Below are 25941 nucleotides of genomic sequence, written 5' to 3'. Positions count from 1 at the left end.
GTCATCCTGTCGCAGACAATATCATCATCGCAGAAATTGCTATGGCCCTATTTTCAGGATAAAACAGGCAATATGAACTTTTATTTTTCAGATTTGGCGTGAAATCACATGGCAAACAGTCAGAGAACAGACGGTCTGGACTACTTCGATCTCAAGATTCTCGAAGCGCTCAGCGAGGATGGGCGCATGTCCGTTCTGCAATTGTCGAAAAGGGTCGGCCTTTCCAAGACGCCCTGCCAGACGCGGCTTAAGCGGCTGGTGGATGAGGGCTATATTCTCGGCTTCCGCGCCATGCTCAACCCGGAGAAGCTCGGCGTCGATCACATCGCCTTCGCTGAGGTGAAACTCTCCGATACGCGGGAAAAGGCGCTGGAGGAGTTCAACACGGCGGTGCGCAAGATCAAGGAAGTGGAGGAGTGCCACATGATCGCCGGCGCCTTCGATTATCTTCTGAAGGTGCGCACCAGCGATATCCGCAAATACCGAAGGGTACTCGGTGAGAAGATCTCCAGCCTGCCATCCGTCTCCAACACCTCGACATTCGTGGTCATGCAATCGGTGAAGGAAACCGGCATCTGAAAAGCGGACATAAAAAAACGGGCAGGCGACTGCCTGCCCGTTTTGGCTGTTCAGTTTCCTCAGCGCGCCGTGGCGGCGGCGGTGACCGCGCTCATCTGCGCGTCCGGACCAAACTCGTTTTCGTTTTCGATGCCCAGCAATTCCTGCAGGCGCAGTCTTGCGCGGCTGACACGGCTCTTGATCGTGCCGACCGGGCAGCCGCAGATTTCGGCGGCTTCCTCATAGGCAAAACCCGAGGCGCCGATCAGCAGGATGGCTTCACGCTGGTCATCCGGCAACTTTGCGAGTGCTGCCCGGAAATCCTGAAGATCCACCGAACCATGCTGTTCGGGCGGGACTGACAAGCGCGAGGTATAGACCCCGTCCGTATCCTGCACCTCACGGCCGGATTTGCGGATCTGGCTATAGAACTCGTTGCGCAGGATCGTCACCAGCCATGCGCGCATGTTGGTGCCAGGCTGGTAGCTGTCCTGTTTGGCCCAGGCCTTCATGATCGTGTCCTGCACGAGGTCGTCAGCACGATCCCTGGAGCGGATAAGCGATATCGCGAATGCCCGCAGGTTTGGCAGCGCCGCCAGCATTTCCCGCTTGAAATTGTATTCTGTCTGCTCTGGCTCTTTCGCCATCATTCCTCCGAAGCCTTGGCTTTGGCTTTATTTTCGGCTTCATCGAGTTTCTCGAGAAGATCGAGGAATTTGTCAGGGATGCCCTCTTCCTGAACGGCATCGTAGAGCTCCCTGAGCTTACGGGAAATCACCGCCCGCCCGGAGTGCGGGACCTGGGGGGCGGCTGGATTGTCCGGAGATTCTTGGTCCGATTGAAATATGTTCATAACGTCCGGTATTCCTTTTGTGTCGTGGCAAATAATGCGCGGTGAAAAAAATAGTTCCGGCGATCCGGAACTATTTTTGCGATGCGCACGTTGCTATCTTGGGTTTGCGCTGCAGACCGCATGAAAGGGGAGAATTCCATGTCAGTTTCTACACGCATCGCACCGCACCTGCCATATCTGCGCAGGTTCGCGCGTGCCGTTTGCGGCTCTCAATCCACGGGCGATGCCTATGTTGCGGCAACACTCGAAGCTCTGATCGCCGATATCAGCATTTTTCCGCAGACAAGCGGCGATCGCGTTTCGCTCTATCAATTGTTCGTATCGATCTTTAGTTCCGTCACGATCAATATTAAGACCGATGAAAACCTGTCTGGATGGGAAAAACGCGCCTCGGCCAACCTCTCCGCCGTGCCGGCGCTGGCCCGTCAGGCTTTCCTTTTGACGACTGTCGAAGAATTCACGCCATCGGAAACCGCAGAGGTTCTGAAGGTCTCCGAAGATCAGGTCGGCAAGCTGATCGACGAGGCGGCGTCTGAAATCGCCCGGCAGGTGGCGACCGATATCATGATCATCGAGGACGAGCCTCTGATCGCCATGGATATCGAACAGATGGTCACCGATCTCGGCCACCGTGTCACGGGTATTGCCCGCACCCACACCGAAGCGCTCGAGCTCTTCCATCGCACCCAGCCGAAGATGATCCTCGCCGATATCCAGCTCGCCGATGGCAGCTCCGGTCTCGATGCGATGAAGGACATCCTGCAGATGACCACCCTCCCGGTGATCTTCATCACGGCTTTCCCCGAACGTCTTCTGACGGGCGAGCGGCCGGAGCCGACCTTCCTTGTGACGAAGCCGTTTAATCCGGACATGGTGAAAGCGCTTATCAGCCAGGCCCTGTTTTTCAACGAAAGCTCACGCGTCGCGGCGTGAATTTTGCCGAAACCGCGGACTGACCGGGAACCAGTCTGGTGCCCGGGCGTTGGCGGTTACGGTCGTGGGGATGCCCCGCGGCTTTCTGCAAGGAGATGAATTTGCATCGGCTGGCATGGCATAACGCGGAGAGGAACGAAAGCGAACTTCACGACTCGCTCGTCCTCGCCTTGCTCGATTCGGGTGAGACAGTCATGCTGCAGGACTGGAACCGCGACTATATATTCGTGGCCAATCTGCCGGATGTCTGGAAACTTCCGGCAGATTCCCATCCGACAGATGAAAATCTGTTTGGCAACGATCTGTCAGCGCGGCTTGCCGAACTCAAGAAGGACATGCACACGGCGGGCAGCCGCGGCATGCTGGAAGTCAATGCCGGCAATGATCGCGTCTTCCAGTTTCAAGTCCATTCCACCTTCAACCAAACGGACCAGGTGGTGATGAAAACCACCATTCGCGAAGTGACGGCGGAAAGGCGGCGCGAGCAGCTTCTGCGCTCGCTGTTGCGCGAAGTCAGCCACCGCTCCAAGAACCTGCTGGCGATCATCCAGAGCCTCGCCGGCCAGACGGCCCGCTTCAGCCTCACCAAGGATGATTTTCTGCGCAAGTTCCGGGGGCGGCTGCACGCTCTTGCCCAAAGTCAGGATCTCATCACGGATTCGGACTGGCGGGGTGCGCGTATATTCGAGCTGCTGCGCCAGCAATTTGATCTTTACGTGCCGGAATATCCGAACCTCATCCATATGGAAGGGGAGAACCTTCTCCTCAACCCGAATGGTGCGCTCTATATCGGACTTGCCTTCCATGAGCTGGTTGTCAACACCGTCAGCCATAGCGGCAATCTTGCCTACCACCCGCCCATAACCCTGCAATGTCGCCAGGAGGGTGATTTTTATGTCGTCGAATGGAATGAGCCGATGATGCCGTCGAAAGAGCCGGCGGAGGCCCGGCGCGGCAGTTTCGGCAGCGTCGTGCTGGAAAAGGTGGTTCCGTCTGCGTTGGGGGGAAGCGCCGAGTATCAGTTGACGCCTGAACGGATCGTCTACCGGCTGAGATTTCCCTCCGGCGACAGCGCGGACGCCTGAAATCCGTCTATTCCTCGCAGAGCCGGGTCTAACTTCCATTTCGTGAAGATAAAAAGCAAAAAGCACGGCCCATGAAAGAGCCGTGCTATTTTTATGACAGGTTTTCAGGGGTGAAACCTGTTTATTTTCAGCCAAGCTTCAGGCGGGGACGGGGGAATTGCTTGGCCTGCAGTAAAAACACGCATGGCCGGATTCGGTTCCCGAAAAATGCGTTTTTTTAACATTACGCAAGATATCAGCCATTTTTCGCTGCTTTTTTCTATCCGTATGGCGGAGACGGTCCGCCAGCGGACAGCCTCAGTGCGTGCCTGTCTGTTCCGATCGTTTTGGCGTGAAATAACGGATCGGCGCTTCCAGAGACCACTCGAAGCCGGACTCGCGATATTCCGTCACCACCTGCCCGCCGAAGGCGCCTTCCGCGTGCCTTTTGATGACCGTGGTGCCGAAGCCCTTGCGGCTTGGCTCTCTCGCCGGTGGTCCGCCCGTTTCGGTCCAGACGAGATGGATCATCTGCCGCCCGTCCTTTTCAAGCGACTGCCATCGCACCGTGATTTTTCCTGATGGAACCGACAATGAGCCATATTTGATGGAATTCGTTGTCAGCTCATGGATCACCAGGCCGAAATTCTGCGCCGCTTCCGGGGAGAGCATGAAATCATCTCCCACCAGCACGATGCGCTGCGCCACGGTGCCGAAAACATCGAGGTGGGTCTCGATCAGCTTGCGGATAGGCAGGCCCTGCCATTGAACCTCCGCCAATGCCCGGATCGACATTCCAAGACCGCGCAGGCGGTGATCCACCTCCTTCTGGAATTCCGGAATGCTTTTATTCTCGCGCCCCAATTGCCGTATCATCGCCTGAACCAGCGTCAGAATGTTCTTGGAGCGGTGCACCAGTTCGTGCAGCAGCAATTGCAGCCGCTCTTCCGACTGGCTTCTGTCGAAAGACGCGTTGGAGAGTGCGATGGCGACCTGGTTCGCTTCCTTTATCTTGGTATCGACAGGGGCGACGATTTCGCCTTCGCCGATGCGCTCGGCCATCAGGGTCAGGTCACGAATGGAGCTGCGCAATTGCCGGCCGACCAGATAGGCGCCACCAATGGCGATCAGCACCAGCACAAGGCTGCCGATCATCATCTGTCGCCATGTATCCACCAGCACCGCCTGGCTCGCCGCAAGCGGCCCCCACATCACGGTCCTCCATTGCCAGCCCGGCAATTGGGCATAGGCATAGAGATTACCTTTGCCGTCAAAAAAATTGCCGCTGAAGGCCTGCATTTCCGAGAGTACGTCAGGGTTGACGAAGGGTTTGCCCACTTCCGCCTCATCCTGCGCGCTGGAAACGACGACGCGATTGGTCCCGTCGATAATGGCGACCGCCCAGTTGCGCGGCAGGTTTTCCGTGGGGATCAGCCGGCTGAGGTCGCTGGCATTCTGCGTCAGGATCAGGGCATCCCCGGCCGAATCCAGTTCCGGGCCAAGTGGCATGGTAACGTTGAACACCCATTCCTTGCTGGTCGTGCCGAAAAACATGTCCGAGACGGTGATGCGACGGGAGTCGACCGCCCTGGCCAGATTGGCTTCCTCCGGCACCTTGCCGAGTGGCTGGCCATAGGGCACCCGGGTGTTGAGACGCTGCTGGCCGTCCTTGGTGGCGAGAATGGCGTAGAGGCCCTCCCGCTTCAGGCTGTCTGCGACGCGTCCCTGAAATGCAGCAAGGTTGCCGTTCTCGAGTTCCGGAAATTGCGACAGGAGATTGAGCGAGGTGGCGATTTCCTGCAGGCGGCGGTCGATGTTGCGGGAGACCACCCGCACATCCTCGATGGTTTCCCGCTGCAGGTCGTCGCGTTTTTCCGCCTCGAGGCGGAGCATCAGATAGCCGCCGAAAAGAATGAGCGGGAGCGTGATGACAGTCGCCATCACCACCAGATAGGTGCCGATGGAGGCGGTCGGGAAAAAATTCGCACTGCGCCGACGCAAAGCCGAGATCATGTCTTTCAGTCTGTCGCCGGGTCGAGGCATACAAAAAACTCCGGCAGTTATGGCATTGTTACGACACGGATAATACCGTGCCATCCCCCTTTAGCAATGCCTGATTTTTACCTTCGGTTGTTGCGGCAGGCCGCAATTGTGCGTCGGTGTGATTGAAAAAATCGGAACTATTTCAACGACCAACCCGTTTGCCAGACGAACCGGCCGAAAAGCGGACATGAAATTCATCCCCGCCGGCCAGTTGAGAACGATGAAAGGAAGGTACGAAATGGCTAAGAAACTTACGATACTCGTCACCGCCGCCCTGATGGGCACGACGGCTTTCGCGCCGCTGGCCATCGCTCAGGGCACCACCCAGCCTGCGCCGGCAAATCCGAGCGCGCAGACGGAGCCGGCAACCCCTGCCACCCCCATGACGCCTGCGGCTCCTGCGGCCAATGATAGCGCGGCCACAACGATGGGCGGTGCCTATCTGACCGAACAGGGCGAAACGCAGATCAGCGCCAACGACTATATCGGCAAGTCGGTCTATACTGCGGCTGATGAAAGCATCGGTAACGTCACCAACCTGATCATGGAAGAAGATGGTGGTCTCGTTGCGGCTGTGATTGGCGTCGGCGGCTTCCTGGGGATCGGTGCAAAGGATGTTGCCGTTCCCATGGACAAGGTAACGATGACACGTAATGCGCAGGACGGCACGATCCGCCTGACGACGACGGAAACGGCGGAAACTCTGAAGGCCGCTCCCGAATTCAAGACGCTGGAACAGAAGGCCAGCGAAAAGAATGCGGCAGTGCCGGCGGCTCCCGACAGCACGACGACGTCCGCCACCAAGCCCTAATTCCCATACCTGGGAGGCAGGAGCGGGACCGGCTTTCATCAGCCGTCCCGCGGGAGGCACCGGCCAGAAGGCCGGTGTCTTTTTTGTATCTGGTCGCTGATTACTCACTCCCCGGCGTTGCGGGAGGAATGCCACGCCCAGGCGGATTTGATGATGTCGGCCAGGGAATAACGCGGCTCCCAGCCCAGAACCTCTTTCGCCTTGTCATTATTGGCGACAAGCGTCGTGGAATCGCCGTCGCGGCGTCCGGTATATTCAACGGGGAAGGGGCGGCCGGAGACTTCCGAAATCGCCGCCAGCAGTTCCTTCACCGTGGTGCCGGTGCCGGTGCCGAGGTTGAGTTCGACTATTTCTCCGCCGGCGAGCAGATAATCCACCGCCCGTACATGCGCATCGGCGAGATCGAGAATGTGGATATAGTCGCGCACGCAGGTGCCGTCGCGCGTGTCGTAATCCGTGCCGAACACCTTGAAGCCCTGACGCCGGCCGAGCGCTGCCTCGATGGCAAGCGGGATCGCGTGGGTTTCCGGCTTGTGCCATTCGCCGATGCGGCCTTCGAAATCCGCGCCCGCGGCATTGAAGTAGCGCAGCATGACGGAGCGAAGCCCCTTATAGGTGCTGTAATCCTTCAGCGCCTGCTCCACCACCCATTTGGTGCGGCCATAGGGGTTGATCGGCGCCTGCCGGTGCGTCTCGTCGATCGGCACCTGTTCCGGCAAACCATACGTGGCGCAGGTGGAGGAGAAAACGAATGACGTGACGCCGGCATCGATGGCGGCGGAGAGCAGGTTGAGCGAGCCGATGACATTGTTGTCGTAGAAAGCCACGGGTTGCTTGACCGATTCACCGACTTCGATCAGTGCGGCGAAGTGGAGAACGGCTTCCGGCCGGTGTTTGGCGAAGACCTCGTCCAGCCGCGCCCGGTCGCGAATATCGCCCTGTTCGAAGGGTCCCCAGCGGACGAATTCCTCATGGCCGTTGGACAGATTGTCGAAAACGACAGGTTCATATCCTCGCTCAGACAGGAGAAGGCAGGTGTGCGAACCGATATAGCCGGCACCGCCGACGACAAGGACTTTCTTCTTCATCAATTGCCTTTCAGAAAATTACGGACGCGCCGAGACTCTATGTCACTTTGTTCAAATAAGGGCGGCGTGGCGCAGGATGCCATCAACCAGTCTATCCTTCGCGGGTAACATAAAAAAAACCGCGCATCCATCGTCTGGATGCGCGGTTTGCCTTGCCGTGTCGCCAAGAAATTACTTGGACTTTTTCGTATTGACCCTGGTGGCCAGAAAACCGGCCGCGACAGCCACGGCGAGCGTTGCATAGGGACGCGCCTGGATCGCCAGTGTCAGCAGCGATTGCAGGGCCAGCGGCGCTGCGGCCAGCGGCGCTGCCGTCAAAGGTGCGACAGCAGGTCGTGCGGCATAGACTCTCGGGCGTTTGACGATCGCCAGCGCCACCAGCATGATGACGCCGAGCAGAAATGCCGTGCCGGCGACGACCAGCGCCGCAGGGCCTGCACCCACATGCCGGGCAAGATAGATGGACCCCGCCACCACGGCGGCGATGAAGGCGATCAGAAAGAATATCCCGGTCAGAACCGACAGGATTATGGTCGCGCGCAATCGCCTTGTGACGACGCGCCCTTCGCGCTGGGTCTCCCCCAGATAGACCAGCAATGCCTCAAGCATGAGCGCGGCCTTATCGACGCGTCAGAAGGGCGAGCACGAAACCGACGCCGACGGCGATGCCGAGCGATTGCAGCGGGTTCTTCTGGACGTGGTCGGTCAGATTGTCATTCAGCGTGGAGATTTCGCTGCGGACGCTGTCGGCCATTTCGCCGGACGCGGTCAGCGCGTCATCGGCCACACGGGCTGCCTGCGCCTTTAGCTCGTGCGATGCTCCGACGCCGAGCGCCTTCACGCTCTTGGCAAGATTTGCCAGATCTTCGCGAAGCTGGGCGAGCTGCGCCGCCACATCGGCTGCATCACCGTTTTCGAGGGATTGCTGGATCTTGTCATTCACGTTGCTACGCACGCTTGCCATAGGTGAAGTCCTTCCTGAACATCGTTGATGGGAATGGCGGTACGTTACAGATTGCCGCCGCTCACGAACCTTCGTTACGGCGGCCGAAACACCCGCCTGTCCGTCATTCAAACGCGCCCATGCCGGCTTGGTTCCGCAAGGGAAGGTGTTTTCTTCACAGGCATTTCGGCTCGGGGGCTATTTTCCGGGAATTCGGTGCCGGACATTTGTTTTCCTGTCACAAGCATCATATAAGGCCCATCATCGAGACGTACCTTGACTTCAATCAATATGTGAAACGACATGCTCCAGACGCCCTATTACCTTATCGACAAGACAAAACTTCTTCGCAACATGGAGAAGATTGCCTATGTGCGGGAAAAATCCGGCGCCAAGGCGCTGCTGGCGCTGAAGTGCTTCGCCACATGGTCGGTGTTCGATTTCATGTCGCAATATATGGATGGCACCACCTCGTCATCGCTTTATGAGGTGCGTCTCGGCCGCGAGAAATTCGGCGGCGAGACCCATGCCTATTCCGTCGCCTATGCCGATTATGAAATCGACGAGGTGATTGCGAATGCCGACAAGATCATCTTCAATTCGATCGGTCAGCTCGAGCGTTTCGCGGACAAGGCTTCCGGCATCACGCGCGGTCTGCGTCTGAATCCGCAGGTCAGCTCCTCGAGCTTTGATCTTGCCGATCCCGCGCGCCCCTTCAGCCGCCTTGGCGAATGGGATGTCGCCAAGGTCGACAAGGTCATGGATCGCATTTCCGGCTTCATGATCCACAATAATTGCGAAAACGGTGATTTCTCGCTGTTCGACCGCATGTTGACGCAGATCGAGGAAAAATTCGGATCGCTGCTGTCGCGCGCCGAATGGGTGAGCCTCGGCGGCGGCATTCATTTCACCGGCGACAATTATCCGCTCGACCAGTTCTGCGACCGTCTGCGCGCCTTCTCGGAAAAATACGGCGTGCAGGTCTATCTGGAGCCGGGCGAAGCCTCGATCACCAGGAGCACGACGCTCGAAGTGACGGTTCTCGACACGCTGTTCAACGGCAAGAACCTCGCCATCGTCGACAGCTCGATTGAAGCGCATATGCTCGATCTGCTGATCTACCGCGAAACCGCCAAGGTATCGCCGAATGAGGGCGAACATCCCTATATGGTCTGCGGCAAGTCCTGCCTCGCCGGCGATATTTTCGGTGACTTCCGTTTCGACAAGGAGCTGAAGGTCGGTGACCGCATCTCCTTCCAGGATGCGGCCGGTTACACCATGGTCAAGAAGAACTGGTTCAACGGCGTGAAGATGCCGGCGATCGCCATCAAGGAACTGGACGGCACCGTGCGCGCCGTTCGTGAATTCGACTTTGCCGATTTCGAGCAAAGCCTGTCTTAAACCCTGTTTCAACATCCAACGAAGCTTATCCCTGCGGGGAAAAGGAGGCATCACCTGAAATGAAGAAGAACGTTCTGATCATCGGCGCCGGTGGCGTAGCACAGGTCGTGGCGCATAAGTGCGCCCAGAACAGCGATGTATTGGGAGACATTCATATTGCGTCACGGACCTTGGGAAAGTGCCGCAAGATTGTCGAGTCCGTACGCGAAAAGAAGAGCCTCAAGACTGATGTGAAACTTGAGGCCCATGCGCTTGACGCGATGGATATCGAGGCGACGAAAGCCTTGATCAAAAAAACCGGCGTAGAAATCGTCATCAATGTCGGTTCGGCTTTCGTCAACATGTCCGTTCTTCGTGCCTGCATGGACACGGGTGTTGCCTATATGGATACGGCGATCCACGAGGATCCGACCAAGATTTGCGAAGCGCCGCCGTGGTACGGAAACTACGAGTGGAAGCGCGCGGAAGAGTGCAAGGAAAAGGGCATTACCGCCATTCTCGGCGTCGGTTTCGATCCGGGTGTGGTGAACGCCTATGCGCGTCTTGCCAAGGATGACTATTTCGACAAGGTCACCTCGGTCGATATCGTCGATATCAATGCCGGCAGCCACGGCCGCTGGTTCTCCACCAACTTCGATCCGGAAATCAACTTCCGCGAATTCACCGGTGTTGTTTATTCCTGGCAGAAGGGTGAGTGGCAGACGAACCAGATGTTCGAAGTCGGCCAGGAATTCGACCTGCCTGTCGTCGGCAAGCAGAAGGCCTACATGACGGGCCACGACGAAGTGCATTCGCTGTCCAAGAACATGGACGGCGCCGATGTGCGCTTCTGGATGGGTTTCGGCGATCACTACATCAATGTCTTCACCGTGCTGAAGAACCTCGGCCTCCTGTCGGAGAAGCCGGTCAAGACGGCTGAAGGCCTTGAAGTCGTGCCGCTCAAGGTGGTGAAGGCCGTGCTGCCCGATCCGTCTTCTCTGGCGCCCGATTATGTCGGCAAGACCTGCATTGGCGATATCGTCAAGGGTATCAAGGACGGCAAGGAACGCGAAGTCTTCATCTATAACGTGGCTGACCACAAGGAAGCCTATGAGGAAGTCGGCTCGCAGGGCATTTCCTACACCGCCGGCGTTCCCCCGGTCGCCGCCGCCATGCTGATTGCGACAGGCGAATGGGACGTGAAGCAGATGGCGAACGTTGAAGAACTGCCGCCGAAGCCGTTCCTGAACATTCTGAACAAGATCGGTCTTCCGAACCGCATCAAGGACGAAAACGGCGACCGCGCGCTGGAGTTCTGATTGCCGGCGTTTTGATTGATGGAAATAAAAAAGCCCCGCGAAAGCGGGGCTTTTTGTTGGAGGCGACCCAAATAGTTTGGCGAATTCGTAGCACCCCACCGTCACCCGGATTTAGTCCGGGGTCCAGCGCGATCAAGTCCTTGATCGCGGGAGAGTCTTCTCACGGCGCAGACGCGCCGTGGCTGGATGCCGGCTCAAGGCCGGCATGACGGCAGAAACCTTGCCGCCGGCCTCAGGCCCCGAATGAACGGGATCCGAAATTTCTGAGGCTTGCGAAGGGTCGACCTCAGCCCTTTGTCGGCTTCGGTCCACGCTTTTCGAAGGGCTTGTCCTTCTTGCCCTCGTATTTCGGCTTGTCGCCGAAGGGCTTTTTCTTTTTCCAGGGCTTGTCGTCAGTCTTGCGGTCGTCGCGGGGAGCGGCCGCATTGTCCGATTTGCTGAACTTGCGCTGGGCCTTGGCCGGACGCGTATCTTCGCGGAAGCCGCCGGTTATTTCCGGCTTGCCTTCCAGCGCCTTCAGACGGATGCCTTTTTCGAGCATCATGTCCTTGCCGATGGCGGAGGTGAAACGGTCGACGGCATCGGCCGCCAGTTCCACGAAGGTCTCCGTCTGCTGCATGCGGATCGCGCCGATATCCTGGCGGGTGATCTTGCCGAAGCGGCAGAGCATGGGGATGAGCCAGCGCGGCTCGGCGCTCTGCTTGCGGCCGACGGACAGCGAAAACCACGCGCTATCGGCGAAATCGGAGCGTTCGCGGCGCGGGGCATCGTTTTCGACCGTCTCGAAACTGTCGCGGCGCGGCTTGCGGCTGTTGTCCAGCGAGACTTCCGTGATGTCTTCAGGTGCAGACCGTCCGGCGTGGTAAAGACGCACGAAAGCGGCGGCGACCTTTTCCGCGCCATGCTGTTCCAGGAGCTTGGTGACGAAATCGCGTTCGTCGTCGGCTACAGCTTCGGTCAGCGACGGATCGGCCAGAAGCCGGGCGCCGTCGCGCTCGACGATCTCTTCGGCGGAAGGCGGACGAACCCATGCGGGGCTGACCTTGGCGCCCTCAAGCAGGCGTTCTGCCTTGCGGCGCTGGTTGACCGGCACCACGATGGCGCTGACGCCCTTCTGACCGGCGCGGCCGGTACGGCCGGAGCGGTGCAGAAGCGTTTCGGAATTGGTCGGCAGGTCGGCGTGTATGACGAGTTCGAGACCCGGCAGGTCGATGCCGCGCGCGGCAACGTCGGTCGCAACGCAGACGCGGGCGCGGCCATCGCGCATGGCCTGCAGCGCATGGGTGCGCTCGTTCTGGGTCAATTCGCCCGACAGCGCCACGACGGCAAAGCCGCGATTATTCAGTCGCGCTGTCAGATGGTTGACGGCCGCACGGGTGGAGCAGAAAACGATGGCGTTGCGGGCTTCATAAAAGCGCAGCGCATTGATGATGGCGTTTTCGCGGTCTGCCGGGGACACCAGCATGGCGCGATATTCGATATCCACATGCTGCTTCTGTTCGGAAGCAGTGGCGATGCGCACGGCATTCTTCTGGTAGCTTTCGGCAAGCTTGGCGATGCTGCGCGGCACGGTGGCCGAGAACATCAACGTGCGGCGATCGTCGGGCGATTCTTCCAGAATGAATTCCAGATCTTCGCGGAAACCGAGGTCGAGCATCTCGTCGGCTTCGTCAAGCACAACCGCACGGATGGAGGACAGATCAAGTGCATTGCGCTTGATGTGGTCGCAGAGACGACCGGGCGTGCCGACGACGATGTGCGCGCCGCGCTCCAGCGCCCGCCGCTCATTGCGGATGTCCATGCCGCCAACGCAGGAGGCAATGGAAACACCGGCAAACTCATAAAGCCATTCCAGTTCGCGCTTGACCTGCATGGCCAGTTCGCGGGTTGGCGCAATGGCAAGCGCCAGCGGCGCGGAAGCCTGTCCGAAGCGGTTGTCGTCGCGCAGCAGCGTGGTCGCAAGCGCGATGCCGAAGGCGACCGTCTTGCCGGAACCGGTCTGCGCGGAAACCAGCGCGTCCTTGTCGGCGAGTTCCGGCGCAAGCATGGCCTGCTGCACGGGGGTCAAATCTTTGTAGCCGCGTTTTTCCAACGCCTGCGCGATCGCCGGGGCGATACCCTGGGTGTCTGTCATCTACCGTCTTTCGGATATGAAGCTGCCCGCATCCGCCCGAAACCAATAGGTCCTAAAGTCTCCGGGGCAGCCGATACAGGCCATTTCGGCCATCTGGCCGGTTGCATTGCCGCGCTCATACTGCGAATGGGCCCGTTTGTACAGTGCACTGCGGTACGCTCTTTTGCGTGTGCTTTATCCCGCCGGCGCTTCATTGCGCCATTGTTCCATGCTCAGGCTCCCGAAAAAGGCGTACCGCATGGTTCATAAACGGCATTGCGTGCCCCCCGCCTTTTCGCTAAGAGACCCGCAACTTGAGGCTCTTTGTCAGGAAGGGCCGACTGGGTTTGTTCTTGTCCGTCCGTTTCCAGAGGGAGCCGGCGGGAAAATGGGATGGTACTGGTCAAGGCTATGGCTCGCATTGTCATGAAATTCGGCGGCACGTCCGTCGCGAACCTCGAACGCATTCACAATGTCGCACGGCATGTGAAACGCGAAGTGGATGCCGGCCATGAAGTGGCCGTGGTCGTTTCCGCCATGTCCGGCAAAACCAATGAGCTGGTGGACTGGGTGCAGAACGCCGCGAAGGTTGCCGGCGCCAACGCCGCTTCGTTCTTCGACGCGCGCGAATATGACGCGGTTGTCGCATCAGGCGAACAGGTGACATCGGGTCTTCTGGCGATCACGCTGCAATCCATGGGCATCAATGCGCGCTCCTGGCAGGGCTGGCAGATTCCGATCCGCACCGACAATGCGCATGGCGCCGCCCGCATTCTCGAGATCGACGGTTCGGATATCGTCCACCGCATGGGCGAAGGCCAGGTAGCCGTCGTTGCCGGTTTCCAGGGCATCGGCCCGGATAATCGCATCGCGACGCTCGGTCGCGGTGGCTCGGATACGTCCGCTGTCGCCATCGCTGCCGCCGTCAAGGCGGATCGCTGCGACATTTACACTGACGTCGATGGCGTCTACACCACCGATCCGCGCATCGAGCCCAAGGCTCGCCGCATGAAGAAGATCGCCTTCGAGGAAATGCTCGAAATGGCGTCTCTCGGCGCGAAGGTTCTGCAGGTTCGCTCCGTCGAGCTTGCCATGGTACACAAGGTGCGCACCTTCGTTCGCTCCAGTTTCGAGGATCCCGATGCGCCGGGCATGGGCGACCTCATCAACCCGCCCGGTACTTTGATTTGTGACGAGGATGAAATCGTGGAACAGGAAGTCGTAACCGGCATCGCCTATGCCAAGGATGAAGCACAGATCTCGCTGCGCCGCGTGGCCGACCGTCCGGGCGTCTCCGCCGCGATCTTCGGGCCGCTCGCGGAAGCGCATATCAATGTCGACATGATCGTGCAGAACATCTCCGAAGATGGTTCGCGCACCGACATGACCTTCACCGTTCCCTCGGGCGATGTTGCCAAGGCTCTGAAGGTTCTGGATGACAACAAGGCCCAGATCGGCTTCGACGTCGCACAGAACGAAACCGGCCTTGCTAAGGTGTCCGTCATCGGCATCGGCATGCGCAGCCACGCCGGCGTTGCCGCCAGCGCGTTCAAGGCGCTTGCCGAGAAGAATATCAACATCAAGGCCATCACCACGTCCGAGATCAAGATTTCGATCCTGATCGACGGCGCCTATGCCGAACTTGCGGTCCGCACTTTGCATTCCGCCTACGGCCTCGATAAGGCTTGAAGCCGAGACATCGGTTCCCGATGCTCCGATTCTTCGGAGTTGCGTTCTTCCGATGTGGCGTTTCATGAAAGCGTGTCCCTTGCGGGACGCGCTTCTCGCGCTATAAATTTTTAAATGACGTTTTGATTCTCGAATATTATGACATTCGGATCGGAAGCGTCGGGGAGCAAACGCGATGAGAGACCTTTCCGCAGGTCCGCGCGTCCTGCTCAAGCGGCTGCGCGAAATGATGGCGGAGCACCTTGAACCGCAGGACCGTCTGGACCAGATCGTCCGTCAGATTGCCAGCAACATGGTGGCGGAGGTTTGCTCGGTCTACGTGCTGCGCTCCGACAGCGTGCTGGAACTTTACGCCACCGAAGGTCTCAACAAGGATGCCGTGCATCTCGCACAGCTGAAAATGGGGCAGGGTCTTGTCGGCACGATTGCCGCTTCGGCCCAGCCGCTCAATCTTTCCGATGCGCAGGCGCATCCGGCTTTCCGCTATCTTCCTGAAACCGGTGAGGAAATTTATCATTCCTTCCTCGGCGTGCCGATTTTGCGCTCCGGTCGCACTCTTGGCGTTCTTGTGGTCCAGAACAAGGCCAGCCGAACATACCGGGAGGATGAAATTGAAGCGCTCGAGACAACCGCGATGCTTATCGCTGAAATAGTGGCGAGCGGCGAGTTGAAAAAGATCACCCGCCCCGGTGTGGAGCTTGATCTGACGCGTGCCGTTTCCATCGATGGCGACGCCTATGGCGAAGGCATCGGTCTTGGTCACGTCGTGCTGCATGATCCCCGCATTGTCGTCACCAATCTCCTCAATGAAGATGCGGATACGGAAATCCGGCGTCTTGCCGATGCCATTGGGTCGCTACGCCTGTCGATCGACGACATGTTGCAGCGCCGTGACGTGCCGACAGAGGGAGAACATCGCGAAGTTCTCGAAACCTATCGCATGTTTGCCCACGATCAGGGCTGGGTACGCCGCATGGAAGAGGCGATCCGCAACGGCCTGACGGCGGAAGCGGCTGTCGAAAAGGTGCAGAGCGACACCAAGGCGCGCATGATGCGCCTGACCGATCCTTACCTGCGCGAACGCATGCATGATTTCGACGATCTCGCCAACCGGCTGCTGCGCCAGCTCATCGGTTTCGGCGGGCGTGGTCCCGAGCAGGATTTCCCGCTCGACGCCATCGTTCTGGCTCGCGCCATGGGTGCCGCCGAACTCTTGGATTATCCGCGCGAAAAACTGCGCGGTCTTGTGCTTGAGGACGGCGCGGTGACGAGCCATGTCGTCATCGTGGCGCGCGCCATGGGCATTCCGATCATCGGGCAGGCGACGGGCATCGTCGCACTTGCTGAAAATAACGATCCCATCATCATCGATGGTGATGACGGTCAGGTGCATCTGCGTCCGATGTCGGATCTGCAGCGCGCCTATGAGGAAAAAGTTCGCCTGCGCGCCAAGCGGCAGGAGCAGTTCCGCGCGCTTCGTAATGTTGAGCCGATCACCAAGGATGGCCAGAAGGTCAACTTGAAAATGAATGCAGGCCTTCTCGTGGACCTGCCGCAGCTGGAGGAATCCGGCGCTGACGGCATCGGCCTTTTCCGCACCGAGCTGCAATTCATGATTGCCTCCAACATGCCGAAGGGCGAGGAGCAGGAGGCTTTCTACCGGTCCGTTCTGCGGCAGGCGAAGGGAAAAAGCGTCACCTTCCGCACGCTGGATATCGGCGGCGACAAGGTTGTGTCCTATATGCGCGGCCAGGAAGAGGAAAACCCGGCGCTTGGCTGGCGGGCGATCCGCCTGTCGCTCGACCGTCCGGGCCTGATGCGCACGCAGATGCGCGCGCTGCTGCGCGCCGCCTCCGGTGCTGAATTGCGCATGATGCTGCCGATGGTGACGGAAGTGTCCGAAATCCGCGCCGCGCGCGACCTTCTCCAGAAGGAAGTGCAGCATCTCTCGAAATTCAGCCACGCGCTGCCGAAAAAGCTGCAATTCGGCGCGATGCTGGAAGTGCCTTCGCTGATGTGGCAGCTCGATGAGCTGATGCAGGAGGTGGATTTCGTCTCCGTCGGCTCGAATGACCTGTTCCAGTTCTCGATGGCGGTGGATCGCGGTAATGCTCGTGTTTCGGATCGTTTCGATAATTTGGGCAAGCCGTTCCTGCGCATTCTGCGCGATATCGTGCGCGCCGGCGAAAGGCACCACACTTCGGTGACGCTGTGCGGTGAAATGGCGAGCAAGCCGCTGTCGGCCATGGCTTTGATTGGCCTCGGTTTTCGTTCGGTTTCGATGTCGCCGACAGCGATCGGCCCCGTGAAGGCCATGCTGCTCGGGCTTGATGCCGCACGCCTTGCCGATGAGCTGAACGCGGCGCTGGACGACCATAATTCGCTGGAAAGCGCGCGCGAGGTGTTGTTACGCTTTGCGGCGACGCATTCCATTCCCATTTAAAAAGACCTGTTTCAATATTGGAGTGACTGGTGGCGAAGCTTCCCGTCGAAAAAATGCGCGAGTTGGAAAGACGTTTCGGCGAGATCGAAGCGCGTATGTCGGCCGGGCCTGCAGCGGATGTTTATGTGAAGCTGGCTTCGGAATATTCCGAACTCGAGCCGGTAGTGAAGAAAATCCGCGAATACGAGAAGGCGGTCTCCGAAGCGGCCGATCTCGAGGCGTTGCTTGCTGACAAGACGACCGACAGGGATATGCGCGACCTGGCGGAAATGGAGCTGCCGGAAATCGAGAGCCGTATCGGCGAGCTTGAAAAGGACATGCAGGTCCTGTTGCTGCCGAAGGATGCGGCGGACGAAAAAAGCGCGATCCTTGAAATCCGCGCCGGCACCGGCGGCTCCGAGGCGGCACTTTTTGCCGGCGATCTCTTCCGCATGTATGAGCGTTTTGCATCGACCAAGGGGTGGAAAGTCGAAGTTCTTTCCGCCAGCGAGGGTGAAGCGGGCGGTTACAAAGAAATCATCGCCACGATCAGCGGGCGAGGGGTATTTTCCAAGCTGAAGTTCGAATCCGGCGTACACCGGGTGCAGCGCGTGCCGGAAACGGAAGCGAGCGGCCGCATCCACACCTCGGCCGCCACGGTTGCCGTGCTGCCGGAAGCGGAAGACATCGACGTCGAAATTCGCCCGGAAGACATTCGCATCGATACGATGCGTGCTTCCGGTGCGGGCGGCCAGCACGTCAACACCACCGACTCGGCGGTCCGTATCACCCATCTTCCGACGGGTCTGATCGTCACCAGTTCGGAAAAATCGCAGCATCAGAACCGCGCCAAGGCCATGCAGGTTCTGCGCTCGCGGCTTTACGATATCGAACGCCAGAAAGTGGAGAGCGAACGTTCGGCCGACCGCAAGAGCCAGGTGGGCTCCGGCGACCGCTCCGAGCGCATTCGCACCTATAATTTCCCGCAGGGCCGCGTCACCGATCACCGCATCAACCTCACGCTCTACAAGCTCGACCGGATGATCGAGGGCGAAATCGATGAACTCGTGGATGCGCTGATCGCCGATTATCAGGCCGGTCAGCTTGCCCAGCTCGGCGAGCAGCTTTGAGTACGGCGGGCGAAGCGAGTGTCGCGAGCGCGCTTGCCGCCGCCCGCAAAAGGCTGCAGGCGGCAGGGATCGATGATCCGCTTCTCGATGCACGGCTCCTGATTGCGGAGGTCATCGATTTTTCATTGACCGATTTCGTGATGAAGCCTGATCGTGTCGTTACGCCGGAAGAAAGCGCCCGTATCGCCACCATGATCGACAGGCGGGCGAATGGCGAACCCGTTCACCGCATTCTCGGCCACCGGGAATTTCATGGCCTCGATCTTCTTCTGTCAAAGGAGACGCTCGAGCCCCGGCCGGATACGGAAGTTCTGGTCGACACGCTGTTGCCGGAGCTGAAAAAAGCCATCTCCACCAAGGGCAGCGCCCGCATTCTCGACATGGGCACCGGCACGGGCGCGATCGGTCTGGCGCTGTTGAAAGAATGCCCCGATGCCACCGGCATCGGCAGCGATATTTCCGCCGATGCGCTGGAAACGGCGGCCAGGAATGCGGCCCGAAATGATCTTGGCGCGCGCTTTGAGACCATACGCAGCGACTGGTTTGAAAAAATCTCTGGCAGCTTTGACATAATTGTGTCGAATCCGCCTTATATAAGGACTGATATCGTCGCAACGCTTGACCAAGAGGTTCGTAACCACGATCCGATGGCGGCGCTGGACGGAGGTCAGGACGGCCTTGCACCGTACCGCCTCATCGCTGCCGATGCAGGCCGCTTTCTTGTGGAAAACGGGATTGTCGGTGTGGAGATCGGTTTCGATCAAAGGCTTGATGTTTCCGCTATATTTGCTTCCCACGGCTTCTCTCTTCTGGACGCCGTGAAGGATTATGGCGGTAACGACAGAGTTTTGACCTTCCGGAGATAGTTGTTCGCGATATGTCTGCGGATTTTTGCAAGGATATTTTGCACAGCAAAAGAAAAGGCTTGGATTTCCGCATGAAGCGGGATAGTTTGCGGCCACATGCTGGGTGGCTGAGGACGAACACAGATTCGTCAGGGTATGGGTCAGTCCCGAAGCGGGTTCTTTTGAGAGCCCTGAAAGGCTGGGCGTTTCCGGCATGTGAATCAGTAAACTTTGTTCGCAGGCGGCTCGGTGCAGCATTTGCGCAGCCGGTCGTCATACGCGAGGTCTTGTCCCGGGGTTATCTTCGGCAAGGCGCGTGATGGAGCAATTTCAGGAAAAATTTCCAGCGGTTTTCCGCCCGGAATTGCATGAAAACAACCAGATTGTCAGCAAAACAGAATTCAGGTGAGCAATTGATGAGGCCAGGACAGCAAAACAAGCGCGGCCGGGGGCGTGGAAGCAACAACAATAACAATGGTGGCGGTAACAACAACAACTTCAACCGCAAGGGCGGCAACCCGCTCACCAGGACTTATGACAGCTCCGGCCCCGATGTTAAAATCCGTGGCACAGCCCAGCACATAGCGGAAAAATACGCGGCTCTGGCGCGCGACGCGCAGAGTTCCGGCGACCGCGTGATCGCCGAGAACTATCTGCAGCACGCTGAACATTATAACCGCATCATCGCTTCGGCTCAGGCCCAGATGCAGGAACGCTTCCAGCGCGACGATCGCGGCGAATATAGCGGTGCCGATGGCGACGATATGGATGTGAATGACGGCGATGAAGGCGTCGTTGCACCGCAGCAGCAGGCCGAACAGGTCGAGCGCGCGCAGCAGCCCGAACGCCAGGAGCGTACTGAGCGGAACGAACCGCGCCAGGAGCGTCGTGAGCGTCCGGACCGCCGCGAGCGGCAGGAACGTCAGCCACGCCAGCCGCAGGTGGCCGCCGAACAGCAGCCGCCGGTTTACGACGCCAGCCAGGCGCCGCAGCCGGTCATCGAAGGCACTCCCATGGAAGTGGCCGTTGAGGAAGAGCAGCAGCAGGCGGAAGCTCCGGCGGCTGAACGTGCACCGAAGACACGCCGTGCAACAGGGCCGCGCCCGCGCCGCCCGCGCCGCACCGCCGCTGCGGAAGGCGCCGAAGGCGAAGATGCGCCGGCCGGTGACGACGCTGCACCTGCCACGCTTGAGAACGCTGCCGAATAAGCAGCTTCTGCAAACCACTCTGCGATCGAAAAACTCCGGCTTGCCGGAGTTTTTTGTTTTTTGCGATTGGCTATGAACATTCCGCTGGCCGTCAGCGTGGATTTCGCGCGGCGAATTGACGCCTGTCAGTTCGTATGAAAATTTCCCGGATGGTGGATTTTCTCCCCTTTAAACCGATGAAAATGCCTCCCATATTCGTGCAGGAAGGACGGAAGCCGCATTCGCCGGCAACCGACCTTCAAGAGGCGGCGATCGTGAAATCCTTTGAACACGGCTGTCGTAGCGGGGCTTGCCTTTTGAGGGAGCCTCAACCCTAACACCCGGAGCCGTGCCGAAAGCGGGCGGGCCGGTCTATGGAGGTTCGACTATGAATATTGAAAAATACTCCGAGCGCGTTCGTGGTTTTCTGCAATCGGCGCAGACCTTTGCGCTTGCCGAAAACCATCAGCAGTTTTCGCCCGAACACGTTCTGAAGGTTCTGCTCGATGACGAGCAGGGCATGGCGGCATCGCTGATCGAGCGCGCCGGCGGCAGCGCCAAGGAAGCGCGTCTTGCCAATGATGCGGCACTTGCGAAATTGCCCAAGGTTTCCGGTGGAAATGGTGGCCTTTCGCTCACCGCGCCGCTCGCCAAAGTGTTCTCGACCGCGGAAGATCTTGCCAAGAAGGCCGGGGACAGTTTTGTCACCGTCGAGCGTCTTCTGCAGGCGCTTGCCATTGAAAGCTCCGCTTCCACCTCGGCTTCCCTGAAGAAGGCGGGTGCAACGGCGCAGGCGCTCAATCAGGTCATCAACGACATCCGCAAGGGCCGCACGGCTGACAGCGCCAACGCCGAACAGGGCTTTGACGCGCTGAAGAAGTTCGCGCGCGATCTGACGGAGGAAGCCCGCGAAGGCAAGCTCGATCCGGTGATCGGTCGCGACGACGAAATTCGCCGCACTATTCAGGTCCTGTCGCGCCGCACCAAGAATAATCCCGTGCTGATCGGTGAACCCGGCGTCGGTAAAACGGCGATTGCCGAAGGTCTTGCGCTGCGCATCGTCAATGGTGATGTGCCCGAAAGCCTGAAGGACAAGAAGCTGATGGCGCTCGATATGGGCGCGCTGATTGCCGGTGCGAAATATCGCGGTGAGTTTGAAGAGCGTCTGAAGGCTGTGCTGAACGAGGTGCAGGCCGAAACCGGCGGCATCATCCTGTTCATCGACGAGATGCACACGCTGGTCGGCGCCGGCAAGGCCGATGGCGCGATGGATGCGTCCAACCTCCTGAAGCCCGCCCTTGCCCGCGGTGAGTTGCACTGCGTCGGCGCCACCACGCTCGATGAATATCGCAAGCATGTGGAAAAGGATCCGGCCCTTGCCCGCCGTTTCCAGCCTGTGCTGGTGGATGAGCCGACCGTTGAGGACACGATCTCGATCCTGCGCGGGTTGAAGGAAAAATACGAACAGCACCACAAGGTTCGTATCTCGGATTCCGCCCTTGTTGCAGCTGCGACGCTTTCCAACCGCTACATCACCGACCGGTTCCTGCCTGATAAGGCAATCGATCTGATGGACGAGGCCGCTTCGCGTCTTCGCATGCAGGTGGATTCCAAGCCGGAAGAACTGGACGAGTTGGACCGCCGCATCATTCAGCTGAAGATCGAACGCGAAGCCTTGAAGCAGGAGACGGACCAGTCCTCCGCCGACCGCCTCAAGAAGCTCGAGGACGAGTTGGCCGATACGGAAGAAAAGGCAGATGCGCTGACGGCCCGCTGGCAGGCGGAAAAGCAGAAGCTCGGCCACGCCGCAGACTTGAAGAAGCGGCTGGACGAAGCCCGCAACGAACTGGCGATTGCCCAGCGCAACGGCCAGTTCCAGCGCGCTGGCGAGCTGACCTATGGCATCATTCCGGGCCTCGAAAAGGAACTGGCTGCGGCGGAAGCCCGCGACAGCAGCGGTGCCGGTTCGATGGTGCAGGAAGTGGTGACAGCCGACAATATCGCCCATGTCGTTTCCCGCTGGACGGGCATTCCGGTCGACAAGATGCTGGAAGGTCAGCGCGAAAAGCTGCTGCGCATGGAAGACGAGCTTGCCAAGTCCGTTGTCGGGCAGGGCGAGGCCGTTCAGGCGGTGTCGAAAGCGGTGCGCCGTTCGCGCGCCGGCCTGCAGGATCCCAACCGGCCGATCGGTTCGTTCATCTTCCTCGGCCCGACGGGCGTGGGCAAGACCGAGCTGACCAAGTCCTTGGCCCGCTTCCTGTTCGACGACGAAACCGCGATGGTTCGCCTCGACATGTCGGAATATATGGAGAAACACTCCGTTGCCCGGCTGATCGGCGCACCTCCCGGCTATGTCGGCTACGAAGAGGGCGGTGCCCTGACGGAAGCGGTTCGCCGCCGGCCCTATCAGGTCGTGCTGTTCGACGAGATTGAAAAAGCGCATCCTGACGTCTTTAACGTCCTGCTGCAGGTGCTGGATGATGGCCGTCTGACGGACGGCCAGGGCCGCACCGTCGATTTCAAGAACACCATCATCATCATGACCTCGAACCTCGGCTCGGAATTCATGACGCAGATGGGCGACAATGACGATGTGGATTCGGTTCGTGATCTGGTGATGGAGCGGGTCCGGTCGCATTTCCGGCCGGAATTCCTCAACCGTATCGACGATATCATCCTCTTCCACCGCCTGCGGCGCGATGAGATGGGTGCAATTGTCGAAATCCAGCTGAAGCGTCTCATCTCGCTGCTCGGCGATCGCAAGATTTCGCTCGAACTGGATGAGGATGCCCGCAGCTGGCTTGCCAACAAGGGTTACGATCCGGCTTACGGCGCGCGTCCGCTGAAGCGGGTGATCCAGAAGGCGGTTCAGGACAGGCTTGCCGAAATGATCCTCGGCGGCGAAGTTCCTGACGGTTCGCGGGTCAAGGTGACCTCGGGCACCGACCGGCTGCTGTTCAAGGTCAAGCCCGCAAAGGGCGAGGCCGAAGCCGAAACGGCCGATGCGGCATAAAACGAAAGGGCTCCGGAAACGGAGCCCTTTTCATTTGGCAGCTTTTCGGGCGGTAAAGGTCCGGCGAATTAGCGGCTCGCCACCTGATTGGGCTTTTCGTCAATATTCAGCAGATTGTCGATACGTTTTCTCTCATCGGAGAACCGCGCGAGCGCATCGCCGGAAAGCGACTTGCCACCCGGCAGGCGCACCTTCATCGCGTCCACCTTGGTGCCGTTGACGATCAGCTCGTAATGCAGATGCGCGCCGGTCGAAAGGCCGGTCGATCCCACATAACCGATGACCTGACCCTGCCGGACCTTGGAGCCTTCGGTGACACCCTTGGCGATGGCGCTCTGGTGGTTATAGGAAGAGACATAGCCATTGGCATGGCGGATCAGCGTCTGGTTACCGTAACCCGAGGCCCATCCGGCCTTCTCGACGGTGCCGTTGCCCGTCGCGATGATCGGCGTGCCGCGTGCCGCGGCCCAGTCGGTGCCGGTATGCATGCGGCTGAATTTCAAAACCGGGTGGCGGCGCATGCCGAAACCCGACGTCATGCGACCGTTCGGAACGGGGTTGCGTAACAGGAACTGCCGGATGCTTTTGCCGTTCTCGTCGAAATAATCGATGCTGTTATCGTCCGGATTCTGGAAGCGATAAAAACGTGTCTCGTTGTCGCCGAACTTGGCGTTGACGTAGAGCAGTTCCGACTTGTCCGTCGCCTTGCCATCCGCGTCTTCCACGGAGAAGAAGGCTTCCAGCGTATCCGCCGGCTTGAGCTGCGCCTGAAAATCGACGCTGCTGGCGAGAAGCTTGATGAGTTGGGAAACCATGCTCTGGTTCATGCCGTAAGCCAGGGCCGCACGGTAGACACCGTCATAAACGCTCGGCAGATCGCGACCGGCGGCAGGTGCCGGGGTGCTGTCGAAGGCGGTCGCCACCGCGTCGAGCTTCGGCGGTTCGCTGGCCTTGATGAAACGCTTGCGGTCATCAATGGCCATGGTGACCACGTGGCGGCCCTTGCGGTAAAGGCTCACGCGCACGATGTCGCTCTTGTCGTCTTCCTGAATAATGCCGACGCGCAGCACGTCGCCGCTTTCGACATTGTTCGACTGGAGTTGCGGCGACAGCAGGCCTGCAATTTCCGACGACTGCGCCTTCGAATAGCCGGCGCCAAAGAGGGCGGCCTCGATGGTCTCGGTCTGGCGGGCAGGGATCACGTCGTCGGCATATTCCTTGACGGGCACCGAGGCTGACTGCGGGGTCGAAACCGACATGTTCTGTTCAACGACGCGGGCCGCGAGGCCGGCGGTGATATCGACATCGCCTTCATCATTATCGAAACGGCGGGGGTCGATGTAATAAAGCGCGGCAAGCTGTTCGTTGCCATCCGTCAGGATCGAGCCGTTCGAACGTACCGCCTCCTCAACCTCGTCGAAACTCAGGGAGCCGGCGAAGGGATATTTGGAGTGCTGAACGGGAAAGGCGACGGTCTTCAGGCTGACTTCGGATTCCACCTCGGAGCCGTAGATCGTTCCAGTCCGGCTTGGTGCGGGCGCCGATGCGTCCTTGTCCTCGTTGCTCGCGAAAATATTCAGGGGATCGAAGGCGGGATAGTCGTCCTGCTTGGCGTAATTTGCCGCCAGCGGGATCTTGACGTGGGAGAAGGGAACCTTGCGGACCACTTCCTTGTCGCCTTCATTGATAACGGTGGAGACTTCCATGATCGACCGGTCGGATGGCCGGGCCGCGATATTCGGTGCGACGAGGCGTGTGCCCCGACGGGCGGCTTCCGTAGCGTTGTTGCCCATATCCGCCTTGGCGAAGGCTTCGGCGGGAATGGCAAGCTGCTGGCGGCCGTCGAGAGCGGCAAACAGCGCCACGCCCATCAATATGGAAGAGGTAATGCCGGTAAGGAACGTGCCGGAAAGCCATCTGAGCGAAATTTCGCGGCGATCGGGTGCACGGCGTCCTTCCGCCAGAATTGGCGGTTCTGTGCCTAGCGACCGGATCACATTGCGATCCGCAGTCATACCAGCTGTGCCCCGTCGGTCATGCGCTCTCCAGAAACTTCAGGCGAAGGTGTGCAACTTTCAAAGCCGTGAGTCAAATCGGTCGACGCACCGGCGGACATGCCGCAACAGCCCATATAAGGACACGCGCAGGCATGTCTCGTATTAACGCTTCGTTGGCAAAGCAATTAGCGAGGAAGGGGGCTAAAAGAAGGCGCGAGACCCGCCTTGCCGCCCGTTGGGCTGTTCTCCTGTGCAAAACCACAGGCACGGCGGGGTGGTTTTATGCCGATCGGCTGATGAAAACGAAATTCCCTTTTAAAATCAGCGATCTGTCACATTTCTTGATTTTTTTGATATTGCTGTGTTGACTTGTTTGGTGGGGTGGATTTATAAGTCCGCTCACTGAACGAGGGCGGCGGCGCTGCTGGCGACGACGACTTTCGTTCTAAAGAAATCAAGCGGATGGGCTGATAGCTTGTTTGTTTCCCGGGGTTTAGGCTTTGGGGGAATGATTTTGTGACTGTTTGATACGGTCTGTTTTTTGACAATTGAA

Annotated in this window: 21 protein-coding genes; 13 read left to right on the top strand and 8 right to left on the bottom strand. The window is 59.1% G+C overall.

Annotated elements, in window-relative coordinates; genetic code table 11:
• Positions 1-108: 108 nt before the first annotated feature.
• On the top strand, positions 109-579 hold the full coding sequence (locus DA915_RS25915; RefSeq protein WP_107677723.1) for an Lrp/AsnC ligand binding domain-containing protein: 471 nt from the start codon (positions 109-111) through the stop codon (positions 577-579).
• A gap of 59 nt (positions 580-638) precedes the next feature.
• On the opposite strand, the gene DA915_RS25910 is transcribed toward DA915_RS25915, so the two are convergent.
• Both DA915_RS25910 and DA915_RS25905 read right to left on the bottom strand, forming a co-directional pair.
• Positions 639-1205 carry an RNA polymerase sigma factor gene (locus tag DA915_RS25910; protein WP_003508744.1) on the bottom strand — a complete coding sequence of 189 codons (567 nt, stop codon included), beginning with the start codon at positions 1203-1205 and terminating at the stop codon, positions 639-641.
• Positions 1205-1411, bottom strand: coding sequence for a NepR family anti-sigma factor (locus DA915_RS25905; protein WP_003508746.1), 207 nt, complete (start codon positions 1409-1411; stop codon positions 1205-1207). Before DA915_RS25905 ends, DA915_RS25910 begins: the two co-directional genes overlap by 1 nt.
• 138 nt (positions 1412-1549) lie before the next feature.
• Here DA915_RS25905 and DA915_RS25900 point away from each other — a divergent pair, with 138 nt between their 5' ends.
• Together DA915_RS25900 and DA915_RS25895 are read left to right on the top strand one after the other, a co-directional pair.
• Positions 1550-2344, top strand: a complete 795-nt coding sequence (locus DA915_RS25900; RefSeq protein WP_003508747.1) for a response regulator — start codon at positions 1550-1552, stop codon at positions 2342-2344.
• A gap of 95 nt (positions 2345-2439) precedes the next feature.
• Positions 2440-3429, top strand: coding sequence for a sensor histidine kinase (locus DA915_RS25895; RefSeq protein WP_035213313.1), 990 nt, complete (start codon positions 2440-2442; stop codon positions 3427-3429).
• Between the two features lie 297 nt (positions 3430-3726).
• Here the strand turns inward: DA915_RS25895 and DA915_RS25890 are convergent, their stop codons facing one another.
• On the bottom strand, positions 3727-5451 hold the full coding sequence (locus tag DA915_RS25890) for a sensor histidine kinase (protein WP_192886666.1): 1725 nt from the start codon (positions 5449-5451) through the stop codon (positions 3727-3729).
• 238 nt (positions 5452-5689) lie between these two features.
• Between DA915_RS25890 and DA915_RS25885 the strand changes: the two genes are divergently transcribed.
• Positions 5690-6262: a PRC-barrel domain-containing protein gene (locus tag DA915_RS25885; protein ID WP_107677823.1), complete on the top strand. Its 573-nt coding sequence runs from the start codon at positions 5690-5692 to the stop codon at positions 6260-6262.
• A gap of 104 nt (positions 6263-6366) precedes the next feature.
• Here DA915_RS25885 and galE read toward each other — a convergent pair whose 3' ends face one another.
• From galE to DA915_RS25870, 3 genes are all read right to left on the bottom strand, one after another.
• Complete coding sequence (gene galE, locus DA915_RS25880; protein WP_107677722.1) at positions 6367-7350, bottom strand: UDP-glucose 4-epimerase GalE; 984 nt, start codon at positions 7348-7350, stop codon at positions 6367-6369.
• A gap of 171 nt (positions 7351-7521) precedes the next feature.
• Positions 7522-7959 carry a hypothetical protein gene (locus DA915_RS25875; RefSeq protein WP_003508754.1) on the bottom strand — a complete coding sequence of 146 codons (438 nt, stop codon included), beginning with the start codon at positions 7957-7959 and terminating at the stop codon, positions 7522-7524.
• A gap of 10 nt (positions 7960-7969) precedes the next feature.
• On the bottom strand, positions 7970-8314 hold the full coding sequence (locus DA915_RS25870; RefSeq protein ID WP_003508755.1) for a YqjD family protein: 345 nt from the start codon (positions 8312-8314) through the stop codon (positions 7970-7972).
• A gap of 282 nt (positions 8315-8596) precedes the next feature.
• On the opposite strand from DA915_RS25870, the gene nspC reads away from it, so the two are divergent.
• Both nspC and DA915_RS25860 read left to right on the top strand, forming a co-directional pair.
• Positions 8597-9694, top strand: coding sequence for a carboxynorspermidine decarboxylase (nspC, locus tag DA915_RS25865; protein ID WP_060723391.1), 1098 nt, complete (start codon positions 8597-8599; stop codon positions 9692-9694).
• 59 nt (positions 9695-9753) lie between these two features.
• Positions 9754-10992 carry a saccharopine dehydrogenase family protein gene (locus DA915_RS25860; protein ID WP_003508758.1) on the top strand — a complete coding sequence of 413 codons (1239 nt, stop codon included), beginning with the start codon at positions 9754-9756 and terminating at the stop codon, positions 10990-10992.
• A gap of 286 nt (positions 10993-11278) precedes the next feature.
• Here DA915_RS25860 and DA915_RS25855 read toward each other — a convergent pair whose 3' ends face one another.
• On the bottom strand, positions 11279-13126 hold the full coding sequence (locus DA915_RS25855) for a DEAD/DEAH box helicase (RefSeq protein ID WP_107677721.1): 1848 nt from the start codon (positions 13124-13126) through the stop codon (positions 11279-11281).
• A 390-nt stretch (positions 13127-13516) separates the two neighbouring features.
• Here DA915_RS25855 and DA915_RS25845 point away from each other — a divergent pair, with 390 nt between their 5' ends.
• The 6 genes from DA915_RS25845 (at position 13517) to clpB (ending at position 23391) form a co-directional block, all read left to right on the top strand.
• Complete coding sequence (locus DA915_RS25845) at positions 13517-14794, top strand: aspartate kinase (protein WP_003508761.1); 1278 nt, start codon at positions 13517-13519, stop codon at positions 14792-14794.
• Positions 14795-14969: 175 nt separating this feature from the next.
• Positions 14970-17237 carry a phosphoenolpyruvate--protein phosphotransferase gene (gene ptsP, locus DA915_RS25840; protein ID WP_003508762.1) on the top strand — a complete coding sequence of 756 codons (2268 nt, stop codon included), beginning with the start codon at positions 14970-14972 and terminating at the stop codon, positions 17235-17237.
• Between the two features lie 29 nt (positions 17238-17266).
• Positions 17267-18346, top strand: a complete 1080-nt coding sequence (gene prfA, locus DA915_RS25835; protein ID WP_107677720.1) for a peptide chain release factor 1 — start codon at positions 17267-17269, stop codon at positions 18344-18346.
• Entirely contained in the window at positions 18343-19212 is an 870-nt protein-coding gene (gene prmC, locus DA915_RS25830) for a peptide chain release factor N(5)-glutamine methyltransferase (protein WP_107677719.1), read from the top strand. The genes prfA and prmC overlap by 4 nt, the downstream gene beginning before the upstream one ends.
• A 395-nt stretch (positions 19213-19607) precedes the next feature.
• Positions 19608-20399, top strand: coding sequence for a DUF4167 domain-containing protein (locus DA915_RS25825; RefSeq protein WP_031234089.1), 792 nt, complete (start codon positions 19608-19610; stop codon positions 20397-20399).
• Between the two features lie 367 nt (positions 20400-20766).
• A complete protein-coding gene (clpB, locus tag DA915_RS25815) occupies positions 20767-23391 on the top strand; it encodes an ATP-dependent chaperone ClpB (RefSeq protein WP_107677718.1) in 2625 nt (874 codons plus the stop codon).
• 68 nt (positions 23392-23459) lie between these two features.
• Here clpB and DA915_RS25810 read toward each other — a convergent pair whose 3' ends face one another.
• Complete coding sequence (locus tag DA915_RS25810) at positions 23460-25406, bottom strand: M23 family metallopeptidase (protein ID WP_107677717.1); 1947 nt, start codon at positions 25404-25406, stop codon at positions 23460-23462.
• Between the two features lie 134 nt (positions 25407-25540).
• Between DA915_RS25810 and DA915_RS29055 the strand changes: the two genes are divergently transcribed.
• Positions 25541-25756: a hypothetical protein gene (locus DA915_RS29055; protein ID WP_162692208.1), complete on the top strand. Its 216-nt coding sequence runs from the start codon at positions 25541-25543 to the stop codon at positions 25754-25756.
• The last annotated feature ends 185 nt before the right edge of the window (positions 25757-25941 follow it).

This window comes from Agrobacterium sp. LAD9, assembly GCF_003031125.1.
Classification (GTDB): Bacteria; Pseudomonadota; Alphaproteobacteria; order Rhizobiales; family Rhizobiaceae; genus Agrobacterium; species Agrobacterium radiobacter.
This window is presented reverse-complemented; position numbering and strand designations above follow the sequence as displayed.

Excerpts from the sequence above, each read along its gene's own strand:
- DA915_RS25915 (WP_107677723.1), top strand. The coding sequence starts at position 109 with ATGGCAAACAGTCAGAGAACAGACGGTCTGGACTACTTCGATCTCAAG.
- DA915_RS25910 (WP_003508744.1), bottom strand. The coding sequence starts at position 1,205 with ATGGCGAAAGAGCCAGAGCAGACAGAATACAATTTCAAGCGGGAAATG.
- DA915_RS25905 (WP_003508746.1), bottom strand. The coding sequence starts at position 1,411 with ATGAACATATTTCAATCGGACCAAGAATCTCCGGACAATCCAGCCGCC.
- DA915_RS25900 (WP_003508747.1), top strand. The coding sequence starts at position 1,550 with ATGTCAGTTTCTACACGCATCGCACCGCACCTGCCATATCTGCGCAGG.
- DA915_RS25895 (WP_035213313.1), top strand. The coding sequence starts at position 2,440 with ATGAATTTGCATCGGCTGGCATGGCATAACGCGGAGAGGAACGAAAGC.
- DA915_RS25890 (WP_192886666.1), bottom strand. The coding sequence starts at position 5,451 with ATGCCTCGACCCGGCGACAGACTGAAAGACATGATCTCGGCTTTGCGT.
- DA915_RS25885 (WP_107677823.1), top strand. The coding sequence starts at position 5,690 with ATGGCTAAGAAACTTACGATACTCGTCACCGCCGCCCTGATGGGCACG.
- galE (WP_107677722.1), bottom strand. The coding sequence starts at position 7,350 with ATGAAGAAGAAAGTCCTTGTCGTCGGCGGTGCCGGCTATATCGGTTCG.
- DA915_RS25875 (WP_003508754.1), bottom strand. The coding sequence starts at position 7,959 with ATGCTTGAGGCATTGCTGGTCTATCTGGGGGAGACCCAGCGCGAAGGG.
- DA915_RS25870 (WP_003508755.1), bottom strand. The coding sequence starts at position 8,314 with ATGGCAAGCGTGCGTAGCAACGTGAATGACAAGATCCAGCAATCCCTC.
- nspC (WP_060723391.1), top strand. The coding sequence starts at position 8,597 with ATGCTCCAGACGCCCTATTACCTTATCGACAAGACAAAACTTCTTCGC.
- DA915_RS25860 (WP_003508758.1), top strand. The coding sequence starts at position 9,754 with ATGAAGAAGAACGTTCTGATCATCGGCGCCGGTGGCGTAGCACAGGTC.
- DA915_RS25855 (WP_107677721.1), bottom strand. The coding sequence starts at position 13,126 with ATGACAGACACCCAGGGTATCGCCCCGGCGATCGCGCAGGCGTTGGAA.
- DA915_RS25845 (WP_003508761.1), top strand. The coding sequence starts at position 13,517 with ATGGCTCGCATTGTCATGAAATTCGGCGGCACGTCCGTCGCGAACCTC.
- ptsP (WP_003508762.1), top strand. The coding sequence starts at position 14,970 with ATGAGAGACCTTTCCGCAGGTCCGCGCGTCCTGCTCAAGCGGCTGCGC.
- DA915_RS25825 (WP_031234089.1), top strand. The coding sequence starts at position 19,608 with ATGAGGCCAGGACAGCAAAACAAGCGCGGCCGGGGGCGTGGAAGCAAC.
- clpB (WP_107677718.1), top strand. The coding sequence starts at position 20,767 with ATGAATATTGAAAAATACTCCGAGCGCGTTCGTGGTTTTCTGCAATCG.
- DA915_RS25810 (WP_107677717.1), bottom strand. The coding sequence starts at position 25,406 with ATGACTGCGGATCGCAATGTGATCCGGTCGCTAGGCACAGAACCGCCA.
- DA915_RS29055 (WP_162692208.1), top strand. The coding sequence starts at position 25,541 with ATGTCTCGTATTAACGCTTCGTTGGCAAAGCAATTAGCGAGGAAGGGG.